Below are 16,940 nucleotides of genomic sequence, written 5' to 3'. Positions count from 1 at the left end.
ATGGTGCAAAACGCACTGGTTGGCAGCTCTTTTTATATGTGAATACAATCAACTTTTTTTTACAAGTAAATGGTGAAAGAGATATAATAAAAGATAATACAACATATATCAGTTACGTATATTATAAAAAATTATGGATGTTGTGGAGGAGTTGGGCCCATGCGGCATGCATTGATTACAGCGGGTTCTAAAGGATTAGGAAAAAAAGTGACAGAGAAACTACTTCATGAAGGCTATAGTGTAACCATTCACTATCGCAGCGATGAACATGCTGTACAAAAATTTAGACAAGAATGGAAGTCACAATTAAACCGAATTCAATTTGTTCAAGGAGATATGACAAATAAAGAAGACCTTCTTCGTATTGTTGAAGAAACGCTTCAACGGTGGGGGAAAATAGACGTACTCATTATGAATGCAGGCCCTTATATTTTTGAACGAAAAAAACTTGTTGATTATTCAGAAGAAGAATGGTTATCAATGGTTAATGGGAACTTAAATGCGGCCTTTTACTTATTTAAGGAAGTTATTCCATTAATGAGAGAAGAGAGGTTTGGCCGTATTATTACATATGGATTTCAAGAGGCTGATCATTCACCGGGTTGGTTATACCGTTCTGCGTTTGCGGCAGCGAAGGTAGGCTTAGTTTCGTTAACAAAAACGATCTCGATTGAAGAAGCAGAGTATGGTATTACAGCTAACATGATATGTCCAGGTAAAATTGTCGGTGATATGAAAGAGGCTTCGATTGAGGAATCGAGAAAAATAAAAGATGAAGAAACGCCAATAGGCAGATCGGGAACAGGGGAAGACATGGCAAGAACGGTTAGTTTCTTATGCAATGAAAATGCTGATATGATAACTGGATCGGTCATTGAGGTTACTGGGGGATTAGATGTATTACATCGATTCAGATAATCATGTTTATTAACGATTATTTCTTTAGGTATAATTTTCTATTTGTTCCCTCAAACTACTGTTGAGGTGAATCGAATGATTAAAGGTAGGATCATATTCATTTTCATTGTTTTGTTAAGTTTTTTTATCAGTAGCCATCATACACTAGCTTTTGACTGGTATGAAAATATAGAGATGAAAGTAACAATCTTAACCACTGATATAGAATATGAATGGGAATATGAAAACCCTAATGACTTTGAATATGAAAAAGGGCAAACAATTATTAAAGGGAAAAAGGCGAAAGAGGAGTATGAACAGCTCTTGAGCCATTTAGATTTGTCTAATGAGAAATTTGATGATCAACATATTCTCAAATTAGAGGAAATAGGAATAAAGAACATAGAGCGGGTAGAAGTTCACCTTGTTGATGGTGAAGGAAATTACAAAACGTGGTTATGGAAAAAAGGTACTTGATTTAAGAAAAGCGCAAGCGCCTATGCACACGAGTGACAAGCACTGGAGCCCCGGCAAGAAGAAGTCGCTCTATCAAGACTTCAATTGACGGGGCGACGTGACCTCGAGCGAAGCTACGGCATTGAGTTTGCTTCCTTGCAGCTTTGCGACGAGTAAAACGAAGTGACGCAGGAGTCAAGTTGGCGCCGAGCTATACATCTATCCAGAGCTGAAATTTTATACTTTCTTACTTTTGTATAAAGACCGAGGACGAATGTCACCTCGGTCTTTTAAATTGAACTTGCTGATAAGCCAAGTTTAGCTATTATTTACTTGGAACAACTGTTAGTGCTTTTGGAAACTGTGTTAATGTTTCAAAGCCGTCCTCTGTTATGACAACATCATCTTCAATGCGAACTCCGAGTTTGTTAGGCACATAAATACCAGGTTCGATGGTAAAGGTCATTCCTGGTTTTAGTGTGTCATTGTTTTGGTCATTAAGAGATGGAAACTCATGTACTTCAATTCCTAATCCATGACCGATTCGATGTGGGAAGAATTCCCCATACCCATTATTGGTGATGATATCCCTTGCTGTATTATCAAGTAATGAAATTTTGTTTCCTGGTTTACAAGCGAATAGAGAAGCTTCTTGAGCTTGTAGGACCGTTTCATAAACAACTTGATCCTCTTCTTTGACATGGTCGAAGAAAACTGTACGTGTAATATCTGAACAGTACCCTTCCCAGACGACCCCTAAGTCAAACAGTACTGAATCGCCTTTTTTAAGCTTTCGATCTCCTGGATTACCGTGTGGGTCGCCGCCTTTTTCTCCGAATAATACCATCGTAGAAAAAGACATTTCTCGTACACCCTTTTTCTTTAGTTCATATTCGATTTTTGCAAGAACTTCCATCTCAGATACGCCTTCTTCTAATGCAGCGATCCCAGTTTCGACCCCAAAGTCTGCTAATTTTGCAGCAGCTCTTAAGACTTTCAACTCTTCATCTGTTTTGAGGACACGCTCATTTAAGATGGCTTCATTTACTTCAACGAGTTCAACTAATGGAAAAATACCTTCGACCGCTTTTACACGTTGCCAAGATAATTCGTTTTCAACAGCAACTTTTTTTGGAGAGATATTCACCTTCAAAAACTGCTCTTGTATTTTCTCCCAAGGATCTTCGGAGTCATTGTATCCGATAATATCTCCGATTTTGAAAACCTCTTGAATTTGGTTGATTTCCATTCCGGGGCAAATGATAAATGGAGCTTTCTCTTGAAATAAAAAGACGGCTAATAAACGTTCGTGTGGATCTGTATCAAACCCTGTTACATAAAACGTATTTGGTCTTGATTGCAGCATAATGCTATCAACATCGTTTTCTTTCATCCATTTTTGCAATGAAGAGATTCGTTGTTCGATCATTTGGGCACCTCCAAGTATATTTAATCTTATTTGATGTCAAGCATAGCGAAAGGGAGAACCTCAAAGTGGCAGTAAACGCTTGTGCTTAACTTTATATGTATCACTTATCTTATCACTATCAAATGGGCATTGAAACAAAGATAGATAAAATTTTCTGAATAAGAAGGAGATTTCTAGGGTATCTAGTAATTGTGTGTAGAAAGGAAAAATTCTGAAGGAGAGGATCTTCATGAAAGTTTCATTCCACGGACATTCTGTTGTGAAAATTGAAACGAATGGTACAAATATTTTAATCGATCCATTTATTACTGGAAATGGGACGACGGATTTAAAAGCAGATAATGTGAGAGCAGACGTTATTTTGCTAACGCATGGTCATAATGATCATGTTGGAGATACGGTTGATATTGCAAAAGCAAATGATGCATTAGTTGTTGCTCCATTTGAATTGGCGACATATTTAGGGTGGAAAGGTGTCAATACACACCCAATGCATATTGGTGGTGCACATGAATTTGGTTTTGGAAAAGTAAAACTCACACAGGCGTTTCATGGTTCTTCATATACAGAAGAGGAAAACCATAATATCGTTTATACAGGTATGCCGTCAGGAATTCTCTTTAGTGCAGAAGGGAAGACGGTTTATCATGCAGGTGATACGGCGCTTTTTTCAGATATGAAGCTTATTGGGGAGCGTAATCAGATTGATTTAGCTTTTCTACCAATAGGAGATAATTTCACGATGGGTCCAGAAGATGCATTAGTTGCAGCAGAATGGCTGAATGCAAGTCGAGTTGTTCCAGTTCACTATAATACCTTCCCTGTTATTGAGCAAGATGCGAAGGCATTTGCAGAGCAAGTAAAAGCTGGAGAGGGGGTTGCCTTGAAAGCAGGCGAATATTTAGAGTTATAAAGAAGGATTACTTAATGATTCAAAAAAACGCACAGATTTCAAAAGCTGTGCGTTTTTGCATGTTTTCTCATAGTTTTTAATAAAATATTATATTTTTAGTTTTCATTGTATTCTTCCTTACTGTTCACCATGGCTTTGAGTTTCCATATACTCCCGCACTTCCTCTTCAAATTTTTTACCTAAGTATACACCGTCTAACCGTTCAGCCGATTCATTTCGGTGTTTTTCAAGTAATATTGGCATTAACTTCTGCCATGTGACGGTTCTTTCTACGTGGTCACGATCAAATTCTATTAAATATTCTTCGATTGTTATATCTAAACCGCTAGAGATTCCTTGTATAGCAGGTGGAAGGCTGTTGCGATAAACTTCTAAGTTATATTGGATTTGTGATTCAATTGCTTCTTCAGTTGCTGAAATACCATATTCTAAATAAGCATACGCTTTCCATGCTTTTTCATAGTCAACACGTTCTTCTGCCATTTTTAGCATTTCGTCATTTGTCCAAGTTTCCCGGCTCTCTTCCTTTTGAATATAATAACGAATAAACCATCTTTCTGCTTCTTCACTGCTAACTGGATTTTCTTCTAAAATATTTGTTGCCTCTTCCGTTAATTCTTGATATTCGAATTCCGTAAGAGAACTAACTTCATTTTCAAAAATAATATTCACTTCTTTTTCACCATTAGACACAACAATTGGTGGTTCGGATTTCGACTGGCTACATGATGTTATTAAGAGAAATGAGGTGAGAATAAGTAGGAATGGAAACCTCATTGGAAAGCCTCCTTAAATAATAGATCGGCTACGAGTAGACATAGATTTGCAAGAGATATAGGATTATTCTTACACATTAAGAAAATTTTAGCGGAGAAGAAGAACGACGTAAAGGGAAACTTTTAAGAATAAAATGTTTATCGGCTAAAACGCGATGTCCTATCGCAGTGCCGGTACTAGCACGTTCTGTGCGTTGCACCTGCGCCACCTTGCTTGCTCGATGTAGCTCGAAGAATGCTCGTTTCATGTGACGCCTTTGTCTTCGCCTAAAAGGATCGCCAATAGGCGAGTTTTGTTTTGGTCTAGGAAATTATAAAATATGTGCTTGTGGATAAATACCTAGCAAGTTGTTACGTCTAGCTCCAGCGACGAGCGTTACTTTTCAGAGGTACTTCGAGTTGTCTCGACGGATAAAGCTTCGAAGGAAAGCTAGTAGAGGAAGAGACAGCTACGCGCCTACTTGACTCTTGCGTCACTTCGTTTTACTCGTCGCAAAGCTGCAAGGAAGCAAACTCAATGCCGTAGCTTCGCTCGAGGTCGCTTCGCCCCGTCATTTGAAGTCTTGAGCGACTTCTACATGCCGGCTAATCCAACGAGCGTTTACTTCACGAATGTGCGTCGAGTTGCCTCGACGGATACACTACAACGCTTCGCTAGTAGAGGAAGAGGCAGCGATGAGCATAGCTTCATCGAGTAACTACGAATTGTCTCGACGGACAAAGCTGCATAGCGATACTGGAAGAGGAAGAGACACGTTTTCCTTGTTCCTGCGCCGCTACGCTTGCTCGTCACAACTCGCCGTAATTTCAAAGAAGCTGTTGCTCGTTGCTCCTGCGATTACTCGTCGCAAAAGTGTCGCTCGTGTGCAGCCCACAAAGCTTCGTCGAATAAGCTATGAGTTGTCTCGACGGATTCAGCTACAAAGTGATACTTGGAGAGGAAGAGACAAGGCGCTTGCGCTTTTGTTCAAAGCTAATTCAATTATACTCAATTTTCAAACAGAAAGAATCCCTCTGTAGTAACATTTATTTTAATCTAATATTTTCATACCTATTCTTAAAAAGATGATACACGAAATTATCGTCCAATCTTCACTTAAGGCTGTTTTGGTAAACTTTGTTGCTTTTTCTGGTGAAACGAACGGATGTCGCACTTGTACCTAGAGGTGAAAAAGCATCCACCTGTTGTGTATCAAAGCCACAGTATAACCTCTCTAAGAGCAACAATCTTTTAGCAAAGAGCCTAAGTTAAAAATGCCATATATAAAACAGGGGGAGTGTTCTCTCCTACATAAGAATGTTATCCCTTCTTGAAGTCCAGCTGTTGCAAGATTATACTTGTAGTAGAACAGAAATAAAAAAATAATAAAACAGCTTTAATTTAATTAAATATTACATGAATCAATTTCATAATTACGTTTTTTGCGTAATGAAACGAATGATATTATAATTTTTCATTAAATGTACGTTTTATTTGAAAGTGAACGTAACAAAAAACGGCGAATCCCGGAGGATCAGCGACGAGCAATACTTCTTCGAACTGCTTCGAGCTGCGACGAGTAACCGCAGGAGCAACGACGAGCAATACTTCTTCGAACTGCTTCGAGCTGCGACGAGTAACCGCAGGAGCACTCTTTACCTGCGACGAGCAAGCGTAGTGGCGCAGGAGCAACGAGCTGAAGATCCACTTAGGCAAAGAGTTGTCGAGCCTAAGTTAGCTGAAGACAAGCCCTCGGGAAAGTGTCCGTCTGAAGTGAAGTTCACGCTCATCATTCAGAATTTAGTATCTTGAGTAAGAAATTGATTCACATAATAGCCAAATATATAAAGGATGTGGCGACTCGTGACGAAACATGAGCAAATATTACAACATATTCGTTCTCTTGATGTCGGAAGTAAAATATCAGTAAGGCAAATAGCGAAAGCGTTAAATGTGAGTGAAGGAACAGCGTACAGAGCGATAAAAGATGCAGAAAATCAAGGACTTGTCAGTACAATTGAAAGAGTTGGAACAATTCGTATTGAAAAGAAACAAAAAGATAATATTGAACGGCTAACGTATGCAGAAGTGATTAATATTGTAGATGGACAAGTCTTAGGTGGGCGAGATGGTCTATATAAAACGTTAAATAAATTTGTCATCGGTGCAATGAAGGCCGAAGCAATGATGCGATATGTAGAAGCGGGGAACTTACTTATCGTAGGTAACCGTGAACAAGTACATAAGCTTGCATTGGAAGAAGGATCTGCAGTACTTATTACAGGTGGGTTTGATACGAGTGAAGATGTGAAGCATTTAGCAGATGAACTTAAGCTTCCGATTATATCAACAACCTATGATACGTTTACTGTCGCAACAATGATTAATAGAGCCATTTATGACCAATTAATTAAAAAAGAAATCATTCTTGTTGAGGATATATTGATTCCAATTGAACAAACCGATGTTATGACGACAAGTCATACAGTGGAAAAGTGGCATGAATTAAATAATCGCACAGGTCATAGTCGCTATCCGATTATTGATGGTGAAGCTCGACTACAAGGGGTTGTAACGGCAAAGGATGTTATGGGAGTGAGCCCTTTTTTAGAAATCGAGAAAGTTATGACAAAGCAGCCTATTTCTGTGAATGCTCAAACGTCAGTAGCATCTGCGGCACATATGATGGTTTGGGAAGGCATTGAACTTCTTCCTGTCATTACCCAAAATAAACAACTATTAGGAATTATAAGTAGGCAAGACGTATTAAAAGCGTTACAAATGCTCCAAAGGCAGCCACAGGTAGGCGAGACGATTGAAGATTTAGTGACACGCCATTTTGAAGATGTTTCAACTTCACAAGAATATCGCTTTCAGGTAGATGTGACTCCGCAGATGACCAACCATTTAGGGACGATTTCATATGGTGTAATTACAACAATTGTTACTGAAGCAGGAAGCAGAGTATTAAGGAAATATAAAAAAGGAGATTTAGTTGTAGAGAATATTACGCTCTTTTTTATTAAACCTGTTCAAATTGACAGTAAAATTGAAATTCTTCCAAAGGTGATGGAAGTAGGGAGGAAGTTTGGGAAAGTGGATGTAGAATTATATTATGATAATAAAATCGTCGGAAAGGCGATGTTAATGGCTCAGCTTATTGATCGATAAGAAATGGACCACTTAAACAGTGTTATTACATAGAGAAACAGGTAAGAAAAGCGCTGGCGTCTAAACAACGATCCAGAACAAAACTTTTTTTTCTCATTTGAATCAATTTCATCATTCCGTTTTTTGCGCAATGAAACGAATGATATTATAAATTTTTTCATTAAATATACATTTTATTTGGAAGTGAAGTTCACGCTCATCATTTGGAATTTCCCACCTTATTTTGAGTTATGAAATTGATTCATTTCTAAAAAGAAAGGAACGGGGGCTCCCGTTCCGTTAATTTTTATTAATTTCTTCCTTTTTCATTTCTTCGACTTCTTGACGAGCATAAGGTAAATATGTTTTATAAAATCGGATCCCAAAGATCACATTAATAAGACCGAAGGCGAAAAAGAATAGTGCAACAAATGCGGCTACAGTTGTTCCAAACCTTGAATAGGCATTAATTGCGAATGAAATGAAGAATATACCAACAGCAATGCTGCCTTTTGAAGCATACCAACGTTTTTCCATCATTCCTCGTGCTCTCGCTTGCTGTACTTTAAAATACACAAATAAGACGAGTGATGTAAATATTAATAAGACCCAAATCATGATTTATACCCCTTTATATTCAATTGAACTTCTACTACGTAAAGGTAGCATAGTTTTATGATCAAATTCAAGTTTAGATTAAAGGAGAGATACTGATGCAACAGCAAATCCTTGATATGATTCAAAAATACGAAACAATCATTATACATAGACATGTAAGACCAGATCCTGATGCATATGGGTCACAAGCAGGTTTAAAGGCAATGATAAAAGCAATTTATCCGGAAAAAAACGTTTATATGGCGGGGGATCATGAAAAATCGCTATCTTTTCTTGATACGATGGATCATATTGAAGATGATCTTTACAAACACTCTTTAATCATTGTTTGTGATACAGCAAACCGAGATAGAATTGATGATCAAAGGTATGATCAAGGCAAATATTTAATAAAAATTGATCACCATCCTGATGTGGACAAGTACGGTGATATTTCGTGGGTTAACACTAAAGCAAGTTCCACTAGTGAAATGGTCTGCGAACTGTTCAAAGAGTACTTAAAAGAAACAAATCCGAACTATACAGATGGTGCACGTTTATTGTTTGCTGGAATAGTCGGAGATACAGGACGCTTTCGTTTTCCGAATACAACAGAGCGAACATTCTATTGGGCAGCAGAACTCATTAAATACACTTTCTCACGTGATGAATTATATAACGAGCTATACAAGACCTCATTACGGTTAACTCGTTTAGAAGGCTATGTACTAAGTGAAATGAAGTTGCTCCCATCAGGTGCGGCCTACGTAAATTTGCCAATCGAAACGTTACAAAAGTTTGAGGTGACATCAAAAGAAGCAGCAGGTATCGTCAATACTTTTTCGACACTTGAAGGATTAAAAGCATGGGTGTTCTTTGTCGAGGAAGAAGATGTTATTCGTGTACGTTTGCGTTCTAAGGGACCTGAAATTCATAAATTAGCTGGAAGGTACAATGGTGGTGGACATCCAATGGCATCAGGGGCATCAGTGAATACATGGCAAGATACCGAAGAAGTATTAAAAGAGTTAGATGAACTGTGTGAAAACTATAAAAGATAAATCACTTATGATCAAGTAGCCTCATCTATGGGAAGTATGAGGTTGTTGGACGCTCGTATCATGTTAGATCCTGAGCTGCGATAGAACATCACGCATTAGTCGATGTCTTTAAACACTTTGAAATTTTTACTACGTCAAGTAAGATTAGAAAACCATATACAAAAAAAGAGCATGAGTGTCCTGAAAACTCATGCTCTTTTGGCAGGGATAAACCATGATCCTAATTTTGAAGTATCTTCAATAACATCGATACCTAAGTTTGTTAATTCTTTTTTTATTAAATTTGACATTTCTTCTGTTTCAGCATAGGCAGAATACCCAGCTTTAATTGTCTGCACTTTTTCTCTTGCTAATTTACTTTTGCTCATCACTTTCATCTGAGTCGCCTCCTTTAAGTTAGAAATGGCAAAACAATATGAAAAATAACCACTATCCTCTATTAAATGTCTTTTTGAAGAAATTGTAAAGGAATTTGCACTTTCGTTTCACGCTCATTAAAATTTTTGAAAGGTCACCTAATATAGCCTACTAACGTATCATTCTACTTTTATTATATCCGATAAGTAAAAGAAATATAGAAAGGGAAGAAAAGTTCACAAAAATGTTATAAAAGGAAGCGACTGCTCCATTATTCACCTGGTTCAATCCGTAAGTAAATGTCAACAGTCGTATATAATACTAAATATTCAATTTTTAGCTGGTATCGCTTGTCAGTTCCTTTAATTGTATAAATTTTATTTTCAACGGTTTTTTCAAGAAATTCTCTTGAGTTATGGACAGTCTCAATATTTTTGTTGCGCACAATATCTAATTCACTTTCAACTGCACTACGAAGTTCATGTAAAGTTAACTCACTTAATTTTATGTCATCTTCATTCACAAAGTGCAACTTAATATCTTGTACTGTTAATTTTTTTTGATTTTCTTCATTTCGTTCATCTTGATCTTTCCGAAGAATATCGATCGTTTTTGCTTGACTGTCAATTTCTTTTTGCTGGTCATTGATTTTTAATACAAGCTTTTCATGTACGTTACCGAATTGATAAAGAAAGAAAAGCCATCCGACTAGCATTCCGAGAATGATACCAGCAAAAAAACGTTGCCAGCTTGGCTCATGATAAAAAGGAGGGATTCTCATGAAACCCCCTCCTGAGTGATCCATTGTATAATGACTGTGCCTGTATGAGCTCCGGTCAATGCGGCGAAAATCATTAATAATGTTTTTAATATATCAGCATGTGTTCCTTCGAAAATTCCTCGCTCAAGTGTGGAAATGGCATCAAAGGTTCCACCTATAGCAGCGACGAGAGCCCATATTTTTAAACTTGATGCAAGGTCATACATCACTGAAAGGGGGGGCTTTCCAATCAAGTATGCACCGATCCCTCCAACGATTGTTCCTCCGATTATGACGCCGAACGCGACAAAATAATCGATGACTAAAGTTGCGATAAAATCTTTATCTATCATAAAACTTCCCCTTTCTTTTATAGGTAAAAAAATCAATGATAACTAATTATTTCTAAATGGCTCTTTTCTAAAAAAATTGTTCCTGCGAATACTCGTCGCAGGTGAAGAGTGTTGCTTGTTAGTAAAAAATTGAATCTGTGATTGGTAGGTGGCGACACCTGCGTTTTTCTTTAAAAGATGGGTTTGTTAAAAACTAGTGTCAAATTCATTAAAGTACACTCGTTTGCACCCCTAGGCACATGTGCGACATCCGTTCATGCTTCACTTCGCTTGCATTCACGGTGTCTTCTTTGCCGCGGGCAAGACTCCAGGCGGGCGCCTTGCGCTTTTTTTACACCTTTGTACATTTTTATGGACAACAGTAGGAATATATGCTTTCAATGTGTGAAACTATTTTTTTCATAAGTGAACCAATTTTAACGTTCACTTCCAAATAAAACGTACATTTAATGAAAAAATTTATAATATCATTCGTTTCATTGCGAAAAAAACTTAATTATGAAATTGATTCAAGTGAAAAGAACAGATGTTTGCGTTACAATATAAGAAGATAAAGTTTTCCAAGTTAGGGGGGGAAACAATGGATTTTGTTCATTTACATGTGCATAGTGAATATAGTTTGCTACGTAGTGCAGCAAAAATTGATGAACTCGTGAAAGAAAGTGCTGCATTAGGATATAAAGCGTTAGCGATTACAGATGTTGATGCAATGTATGGAGTTGTTCAATTTTATAAGTCTTGTGAGAAATATGGTGTTAAGCCGATTTTAGGGGTGGAGTTGGGCTTTTCAAGAACTCCTTTAGGGGAAACAGAGCAAGTGGCATTTCGAATTGTTCTGCTTGCTGAAAATAACGAAGGTTATAAAACACTTTTGAAGCTGACAACATTAGCTCAAAATAAATCACCAAGGCAAGGCGCGCATATTACTTTCGACGAGTTGAGTGAACATAAAAATGGCGTTATTATCATTATGCCATTTGAAGACGGCGAAGTAGGAAATTTAGTAATGGAGAATGAGCTAAGAAAAGCACAAGAGTTGCTTGTCTCACTTCAAACAATGACGAGTGCTGAGCACATCTTCGTAGAAATTCAAAACCATTGGCGGCAAGAAGAGCGGGAAAAGCTTTTAACCTTATCGTCATGGTGTAAAGAACACGCCATACCAATGGTAGCAAGTAATCATGTTCATTTTACAAAAAAAGAGCAAACTGATGCACATCGCGTGATCCAATCTATTAGGCTAGGAGAACAGTTAGAGACATTACCTGTTCACTATTCATCAGAACATTATTATTTAAAAAGTAAAGAAGAAATGACTGAGTTATTTCAAGCTTGGCCAAATGCTTTACAAGAAGCTGTAAATATTGCAAATAGGTGTGATGTAAAGCTTTCCTTCGGGAACCCTGTCTTGCCGCATTACCCAATAGAAGAAGGGATGTCTTCAAAAGAGTTCTTAAGGAAGTTATGTGAAAAAGGAATTAGGGAGCGTTATGCATCCCAAAATGAACAAATATGGGAAAGGCTTGATTATGAGCTAAATGTGATCTCGAATATGCAATATGACGACTATTTTTTAATTGTTGCAGATTTTATGAACTATGCACATCGGAATAATATTATCACTGGGCCAGGACGAGGTTCAGCTGCTGGTTCACTCGTTGCTTATGTGTTAAAGATTACAAATGTTGACCCAATCAAATATGGGCTTTTATTTGAGCGTTTTTTAAATCCAGAGAGGGTATCGATGCCTGATATCGATATCGATTTCCAAGATGATCGCAGAGATGAAGTGATTCATTATGTCAGTAAAAAGTATGGAAAAGAACATGTTGCGCAAATTGTGACCTTTGGAACATTAGCAGCAAAAGCGGCGATTCGTGACGCAGGACGAGTATTAGGTATTGACTTAAAGGTCATTGATCGTATTGCGAAGCTCATTCCTTCAAGGCCAAATATTCGTTTGAAAGAAGCTGTAACAGAATCTGACTCATTAAAAGAATTAATAATGAGCGATGAGAAAGTTAAGGAACTCTTTCGAATTGCCCATGATATCGAAGGCTTACCAAGACATACATCGATCCATGCTGCAGGTGTGGTCATGAGTCAAGCGCCATTAACCGATGTTGTTCCTCTTCAAGTAGGGCATGAGGATATGTATTTAACGCAATTTCCGATGGGAGATTTAGAGGACCTTGGTTTATTGAAAATGGACTTTTTAGGACTTAGAAACTTAAGTTTTATCGAGCGTATTACGGAGCTGATCTCTAAGAATAGAGGGAAAGTAATAAAAATAGAAGACATCCCTTTTAACGATGAAACTACCTTTCATTTGTTAGGGAAGGGAGAAACAAGCGGGATTTTTCAATTAGAATCTTCCGGGATGAAAAGCGTCTTAAGACGTTTGCGCCCGACTGAATTTGAAGATATTGTTGCCGTTAATGCGTTGTACCGTCCCGGTCCAATGGATAATATCCCTATTTATATTAAAAGAAAACACGGCCAAGAACGTGTTATTTACCCGCACCCTGATCTAGAAGAAATCTTGAAGCCGACTTATGGTGTTCTGATTTACCAAGAACAAATTATGCAAATTGCATCCAAAATGGCAGGTTACTCTTTAGGAGAGGCAGATATTTTACGGCGAGCAGTTGGGAAGAAGAAGCATGAGGATCTAATTGAAGGTCGTGAACAATTTGTTAGTGGCTCTTTAAGTAAAGGTTATTCAGAAAATGAAGCAAACGACATGTATGACACAATTGTCCGCTTTGCAAATTATGGGTTTAACCGAAGTCATGCAGTTGCCTACAGTGTAATTGCATATCAACTTGCTTATTTGAAGGCAAATTATCCGTTAGAATTTATGAGCGCACTGATGGGAACAGTGATTCACCACCACGAGAAGTTAGGAGAATATGTTGCACAAGCGCGTAAACAAGGGATTAAGGTGAAAGGCCCGTCGCTGAAACGAAGTGAAGCCCAGTTTACTGTGAAAGACGGTGTTATTTGGATTGGTCTGGCTGCGATAAAAAATGTTGGCATGCAGTCGGTTCATGCGATTATTCAAGCAAGAAAACAGCATTCTTTAGAAAGCTTATATGACTTATGTCATCATATTCCCCCAAAAGTATTACCTAAACGCGCTCTTGAAGCATTTATTGTCTCTGGAACACTTGATGACTTTGGAGTAGACCGCGCAAAAATGTTAGCGACAGTAGATAGTGCTATCGAATATGGTGAAAAGCAGCGAGAAAAAGAAAGTGGAAAACAAGTAGCTTTATTTTTTGAAGAAGAACAACCGTTGACATATATTGATGTACCACCACTAAAAGAGGAAGATAAGCTTAATTTTGAGAAACAAGCCCTCGGTTTCTATGCTTCAGGACATCCAGTTGAAGCACATTTATTTGTTGTACAACCATATGATCGAAGAAATATTTTACAAATTAAACAGTATGAAGATCATAAAAGAGTTCGAATTGCCGGGTTGGTTGAATCAGAACGGGTTATTCAAACGAAGAAAAAGCAGCAAATGGCATTTCTAACGATATCAGATGAATTAGGAGAAATTGATGTCACAGTATTTCCAGAAGCTTATGAATCTTATCGAACAAAATTAAACAAAGGTGAGCTATTATTTGTGGAAGGGAAGTTACAAGAGCACCGTGGGGAAAAGCAAGTCATCATGGAGAAGTGTATTACTTTAAATGAGTTAAAGCGAAAGCAAGAAAAGAAAAAGAAACCAATTCTTTATGTGAAAATTTCACCAAAACATGAGCAAGAAGGATACTTAAACAAGCTAAAACGTATACTACAAGATGACCCTGGAGATGTCAGTGTCGTCCTATTTTATGAACGAACAGAAAAGGTTATTCATCTCTCAGAAATGTGGGATGTATCTGGGGATGAAAGCTTACTAAATCGTTTAAGAGCATTGTTAGGTCAAAAAAATGCGATTTTAAAAGGACAAAGGATGTAACTTGGACAATATTTTGTTATAATAATTAATGCAATGGGTGGTCAGACCACTTAATTACGTTTAAAAAAGGGAGAGTGGGGAGTTTGGCGACACTACGAGAAGAAGCATTACATATGCATAGAATTAAGAAAGGGAAATTGGAGACAAGAGCAAAAGTACCTGTACGTAATGCAAATGATTTGTCGTTAGCTTATTCACCAGGTGTAGCAGAGCCTTGTAAAGAGATATTTGAAGATCCACAATCAGTCTATGACTATACAGTAAAAGGAAACATGGTCGGTGTTGTTTCTGATGGAACAGCTGTATTAGGTCTTGGAAATATCGGACCTGAAGCTGCAATGCCTGTAATGGAAGGAAAAGCTGTTTTATTTAAGTCGTTTGCTGGAGTGGACGCTTTTCCGATTTGCCTAAATACAAACGATGTTGATCAAATTGTTGAAACTGTAAAATTAATGGAACCTACATTTGGCGGAATAAATCTAGAGGATATTGCAGCTCCAAAGTGCTTTGAAATTGAGGAACGTCTAAAAAAAGAAATGAACATTCCTGTATTTCATGATGATCAGCACGGAACAGCAATTGTTACAGCTGCAGGTTTACTTAATGCACTAAAGATTACAGGCAAGTCTATGCAAGAAATTAAAGTTGTAATCAATGGTGCAGGAGCGGCTGGCATTGCCATTATGAAGTTACTCATGAGTATGGGATGTAAGGAATTTATTCTTTGTGATTCAAAGGGAGCAATTTTTGAAGGACGTTCATATGGCATGAATGATTTGAAAGACGAACTTGCAAAAGTATCAAATAAAGATAAAGTTGAAGGTACACTCGAAGAAGTAGTGAAAGGAACAGATGTTTTCATCGGGGTTTCAGTAGAAGGGGCCCTTACGAAAGAAATGGTTGAAAGCATGAATCCAGACCCAATTATTTTTGCTATGGCTAATCCAGTACCAGAAATTATGCCAGAAGATGCGAAGGATGCAGGAGCTAGTGTCATTGGAACTGGACGTTCTGACTTCCCTAACCAAGTAAATAATGTTCTTGCTTTCCCAGGGATATTTAGAGGTGCTCTAGATGTATATGCGACTCACATTAATGAAGAAATGAAAGTTGCTGCTGTAAAAGCTATTGCAAATTTAGTCGGTGATGATGAAGTCAATGGAGATTATGTAATTCCAGGGCCATTTGATCCAAGAATTGCTCCAGCTGTTGCGAAAAGTGTAGCTAAAGCTGCAATGGATACTGGGGTTGCAAGAAGAAAAGTCGACCCAGATGAGGTTGAACAGCGTACCAAACAATTGACGATGATCGAAGAAGATTAAAATGATTAAGTTCAGAGGATGAAGTGAAGTCAACGGACTCTGAACTTTTTTCTTTATAACGTCAGCCTTCTTTATTAAAGAAGAAACAATGAACAACAGGGAGGCAACGACTTTTTTAATGAGTGAAAATCAAAAGGTATATCTAAATATTTTAAAAGAGATTGATCGGATTATCTATGAGGATCAATTATTGCCGGGTGACAAACTACCATCCGAGCGAGAGTTGGCAGATCGATTGCAGGTTGGTCGTTCATCTGTCCGTGAAGCGCTTCGGGCTTTAGAACTTCTCGATTTAATTGAAACTCGTAAGGGAGAAGGGACGTTTATTCAGCAATCGGGTGGACACCGATTAGCTGAAGTGTTAGCGAGTTTTTTCTTGAAAGATCAACGAGCTAGACATGATGTAACAGAAACAAGAAGAATTATTGAAATTGAAGCTGCACGCATAGCATGTCAGCGAGCTTCAGATGTTCAGTTAAAAAAAATGGAAGAATTAATAGCCCAATCAAAACAACGTTGGGGAGATGGTGAGCTCCCTGTTGAAGAAGATTATTTATTTCATAAAACACTAGTCCAGTCGAGCCAAAATAGATTAATGCTAAACATTTGGCGCCCGTTAGTAGAATATAGCAAAATTGCTTTGCGAGAATCCTTGTCTCGAGAGGGTAGGACTGGTCATTCAATCGAAGAACATGAAGCGATTTATCAAGCCATTTTAAATAAGAACGAAAGAGAAGCTGTTGATTCCTTACGTAAACATTTGGAAAACAGTCGTTTTTAATCGAAAAACTTTAGTACCAGATTCTAATAGTAGCTTTGAAAAATGGCTTAGAAAGGTGTATGATGAAAGAAATTTTCTGAATGTAAATGAACAAAAGTTGATTGAGATTATTTGTTTTGTCTACAATTTTAG

14 protein-coding genes are annotated in these 16,940 nt (G+C 37.7%); 8 read left to right on the top strand and 6 right to left on the bottom strand.

Annotated elements, in window-relative coordinates; all coding sequences use genetic code 11:
- Positions 1 to 159: 159 nt before the first annotated feature.
- On the top strand, positions 160 to 918 hold the full coding sequence (locus LGQ02_RS15695) for an SDR family oxidoreductase (RefSeq protein WP_226515283.1): 759 nt from the start codon (positions 160 to 162) through the stop codon (positions 916 to 918).
- A 75-nt stretch (positions 919 to 993) separates the two neighbouring features.
- Positions 994 to 1,374 carry a hypothetical protein gene (locus LGQ02_RS15690; RefSeq protein WP_226515282.1) on the top strand — a complete coding sequence of 127 codons (381 nt, stop codon included), beginning with the start codon at positions 994 to 996 and terminating at the stop codon, positions 1,372 to 1,374.
- 304 nt (positions 1,375 to 1,678) lie between these two features.
- Here LGQ02_RS15690 and LGQ02_RS15685 read toward each other — a convergent pair whose 3' ends face one another.
- Positions 1,679 to 2,779, bottom strand: a complete 1,101-nt coding sequence (locus LGQ02_RS15685; RefSeq protein WP_226518342.1) for a M24 family metallopeptidase — start codon at positions 2,777 to 2,779, stop codon at positions 1,679 to 1,681.
- Between the two features lie 232 nt (positions 2,780 to 3,011).
- Here LGQ02_RS15685 and LGQ02_RS15680 point away from each other — a divergent pair, with 232 nt between their 5' ends.
- Positions 3,012 to 3,695 carry a metal-dependent hydrolase gene (locus tag LGQ02_RS15680; RefSeq protein WP_226515281.1) on the top strand — a complete coding sequence of 228 codons (684 nt, stop codon included), beginning with the start codon at positions 3,012 to 3,014 and terminating at the stop codon, positions 3,693 to 3,695.
- Positions 3,696 to 3,812: 117 nt separating this feature from the next.
- Here LGQ02_RS15680 and LGQ02_RS15675 read toward each other — a convergent pair whose 3' ends face one another.
- Positions 3,813 to 4,472, bottom strand: a complete 660-nt coding sequence (locus tag LGQ02_RS15675; protein ID WP_226515280.1) for a hypothetical protein — start codon at positions 4,470 to 4,472, stop codon at positions 3,813 to 3,815.
- Between the two features lie 1,830 nt (positions 4,473 to 6,302).
- Between LGQ02_RS15675 and LGQ02_RS15670 the strand changes: the two genes are divergently transcribed.
- Entirely contained in the window at positions 6,303 to 7,622 is a 1,320-nt protein-coding gene (locus LGQ02_RS15670) for a CBS domain-containing protein (protein ID WP_226515279.1), read from the top strand.
- A gap of 279 nt (positions 7,623 to 7,901) precedes the next feature.
- Here LGQ02_RS15670 and LGQ02_RS15665 read toward each other — a convergent pair whose 3' ends face one another.
- Entirely contained in the window at positions 7,902 to 8,219 is a 318-nt protein-coding gene (locus LGQ02_RS15665) for a YtpI family protein (RefSeq protein WP_226515278.1), read from the bottom strand.
- 95 nt (positions 8,220 to 8,314) lie between these two features.
- Here LGQ02_RS15665 and LGQ02_RS15660 point away from each other — a divergent pair, with 95 nt between their 5' ends.
- Positions 8,315 to 9,259, top strand: a complete 945-nt coding sequence (locus LGQ02_RS15660) for a DHH family phosphoesterase (RefSeq protein ID WP_226515277.1) — start codon at positions 8,315 to 8,317, stop codon at positions 9,257 to 9,259.
- Positions 9,260 to 9,447: 188 nt separating this feature from the next.
- Here the strand turns inward: LGQ02_RS15660 and LGQ02_RS15655 are convergent, their stop codons facing one another.
- From LGQ02_RS15655 to LGQ02_RS15645, 3 genes are all read right to left on the bottom strand, one after another.
- Complete coding sequence (locus tag LGQ02_RS15655; protein WP_226515276.1) at positions 9,448 to 9,636, bottom strand: YtzJ family protein; 189 nt, start codon at positions 9,634 to 9,636, stop codon at positions 9,448 to 9,450.
- 251 nt (positions 9,637 to 9,887) lie between these two features.
- Entirely contained in the window at positions 9,888 to 10,397 is a 510-nt protein-coding gene (gene ytrI, locus LGQ02_RS15650; protein WP_226515275.1) for a sporulation membrane protein YtrI, read from the bottom strand.
- Positions 10,394 to 10,729: a sporulation membrane protein YtrH gene (locus tag LGQ02_RS15645; protein WP_319003474.1), complete on the bottom strand. Its 336-nt coding sequence runs from the start codon at positions 10,727 to 10,729 to the stop codon at positions 10,394 to 10,396. Before LGQ02_RS15645 ends, ytrI begins: the two co-directional genes overlap by 4 nt.
- Positions 10,730 to 11,309: 580 nt before the next feature.
- Here LGQ02_RS15645 and dnaE point away from each other — a divergent pair.
- From dnaE to LGQ02_RS15630, 3 genes are all read left to right on the top strand, one after another.
- Entirely contained in the window at positions 11,310 to 14,705 is a 3,396-nt protein-coding gene (gene dnaE, locus LGQ02_RS15640; protein WP_264183988.1) for a DNA polymerase III subunit alpha, read from the top strand.
- A 113-nt stretch (positions 14,706 to 14,818) separates the two neighbouring features.
- Entirely contained in the window at positions 14,819 to 16,027 is a 1,209-nt protein-coding gene (locus tag LGQ02_RS15635; RefSeq protein ID WP_226518340.1) for an NADP-dependent malic enzyme, read from the top strand.
- A gap of 118 nt (positions 16,028 to 16,145) precedes the next feature.
- Complete coding sequence (locus LGQ02_RS15630; protein ID WP_226515273.1) at positions 16,146 to 16,808, top strand: FadR/GntR family transcriptional regulator; 663 nt, start codon at positions 16,146 to 16,148, stop codon at positions 16,806 to 16,808.
- The last annotated feature ends 132 nt before the right edge of the window (positions 16,809 to 16,940 follow it).

The sequence above is a fragment of the Bacillus shivajii genome, from assembly GCF_020519665.1.
Taxonomy (GTDB): Bacteria; Bacillota; Bacilli; order Bacillales; family Salisediminibacteriaceae; genus Bacillus_CA; species Bacillus_CA shivajii.
The sequence above is the reverse complement of the archived record's forward strand: the minus strand, read 5'-3'. Positions and strand labels throughout refer to the sequence as shown.

Coding starts and splice junctions, on each gene's coding strand:
- LGQ02_RS15680 (WP_226515281.1), top strand. CDS start 3,012: ATGAAAGTTTCATTCCACGGACATTCTGTTGTGAAAATTGAAACGAAT.
- LGQ02_RS15645 (WP_319003474.1), bottom strand. CDS start 10,729: ATGATAGATAAAGATTTTATCGCAACTTTAGTCATCGATTATTTTGTC.
- LGQ02_RS15670 (WP_226515279.1), top strand. CDS start 6,303: ATGTGGCGACTCGTGACGAAACATGAGCAAATATTACAACATATTCGT.
- LGQ02_RS15695 (WP_226515283.1), top strand. CDS start 160: ATGCGGCATGCATTGATTACAGCGGGTTCTAAAGGATTAGGAAAAAAA.
- LGQ02_RS15635 (WP_226518340.1), top strand. CDS start 14,819: ATGCATAGAATTAAGAAAGGGAAATTGGAGACAAGAGCAAAAGTACCT.
- LGQ02_RS15690 (WP_226515282.1), top strand. CDS start 994: ATGATTAAAGGTAGGATCATATTCATTTTCATTGTTTTGTTAAGTTTT.
- LGQ02_RS15660 (WP_226515277.1), top strand. CDS start 8,315: ATGCAACAGCAAATCCTTGATATGATTCAAAAATACGAAACAATCATT.
- LGQ02_RS15655 (WP_226515276.1), bottom strand. CDS start 9,636: ATGAAAGTGATGAGCAAAAGTAAATTAGCAAGAGAAAAAGTGCAGACA.
- LGQ02_RS15675 (WP_226515280.1), bottom strand. CDS start 4,472: ATGAGGTTTCCATTCCTACTTATTCTCACCTCATTTCTCTTAATAACA.
- LGQ02_RS15630 (WP_226515273.1), top strand. CDS start 16,146: ATGAGTGAAAATCAAAAGGTATATCTAAATATTTTAAAAGAGATTGAT.
- LGQ02_RS15665 (WP_226515278.1), bottom strand. CDS start 8,219: ATGATTTGGGTCTTATTAATATTTACATCACTCGTCTTATTTGTGTAT.
- ytrI (WP_226515275.1), bottom strand. CDS start 10,397: ATGAGAATCCCTCCTTTTTATCATGAGCCAAGCTGGCAACGTTTTTTT.
- dnaE (WP_264183988.1), top strand. CDS start 11,310: ATGGATTTTGTTCATTTACATGTGCATAGTGAATATAGTTTGCTACGT.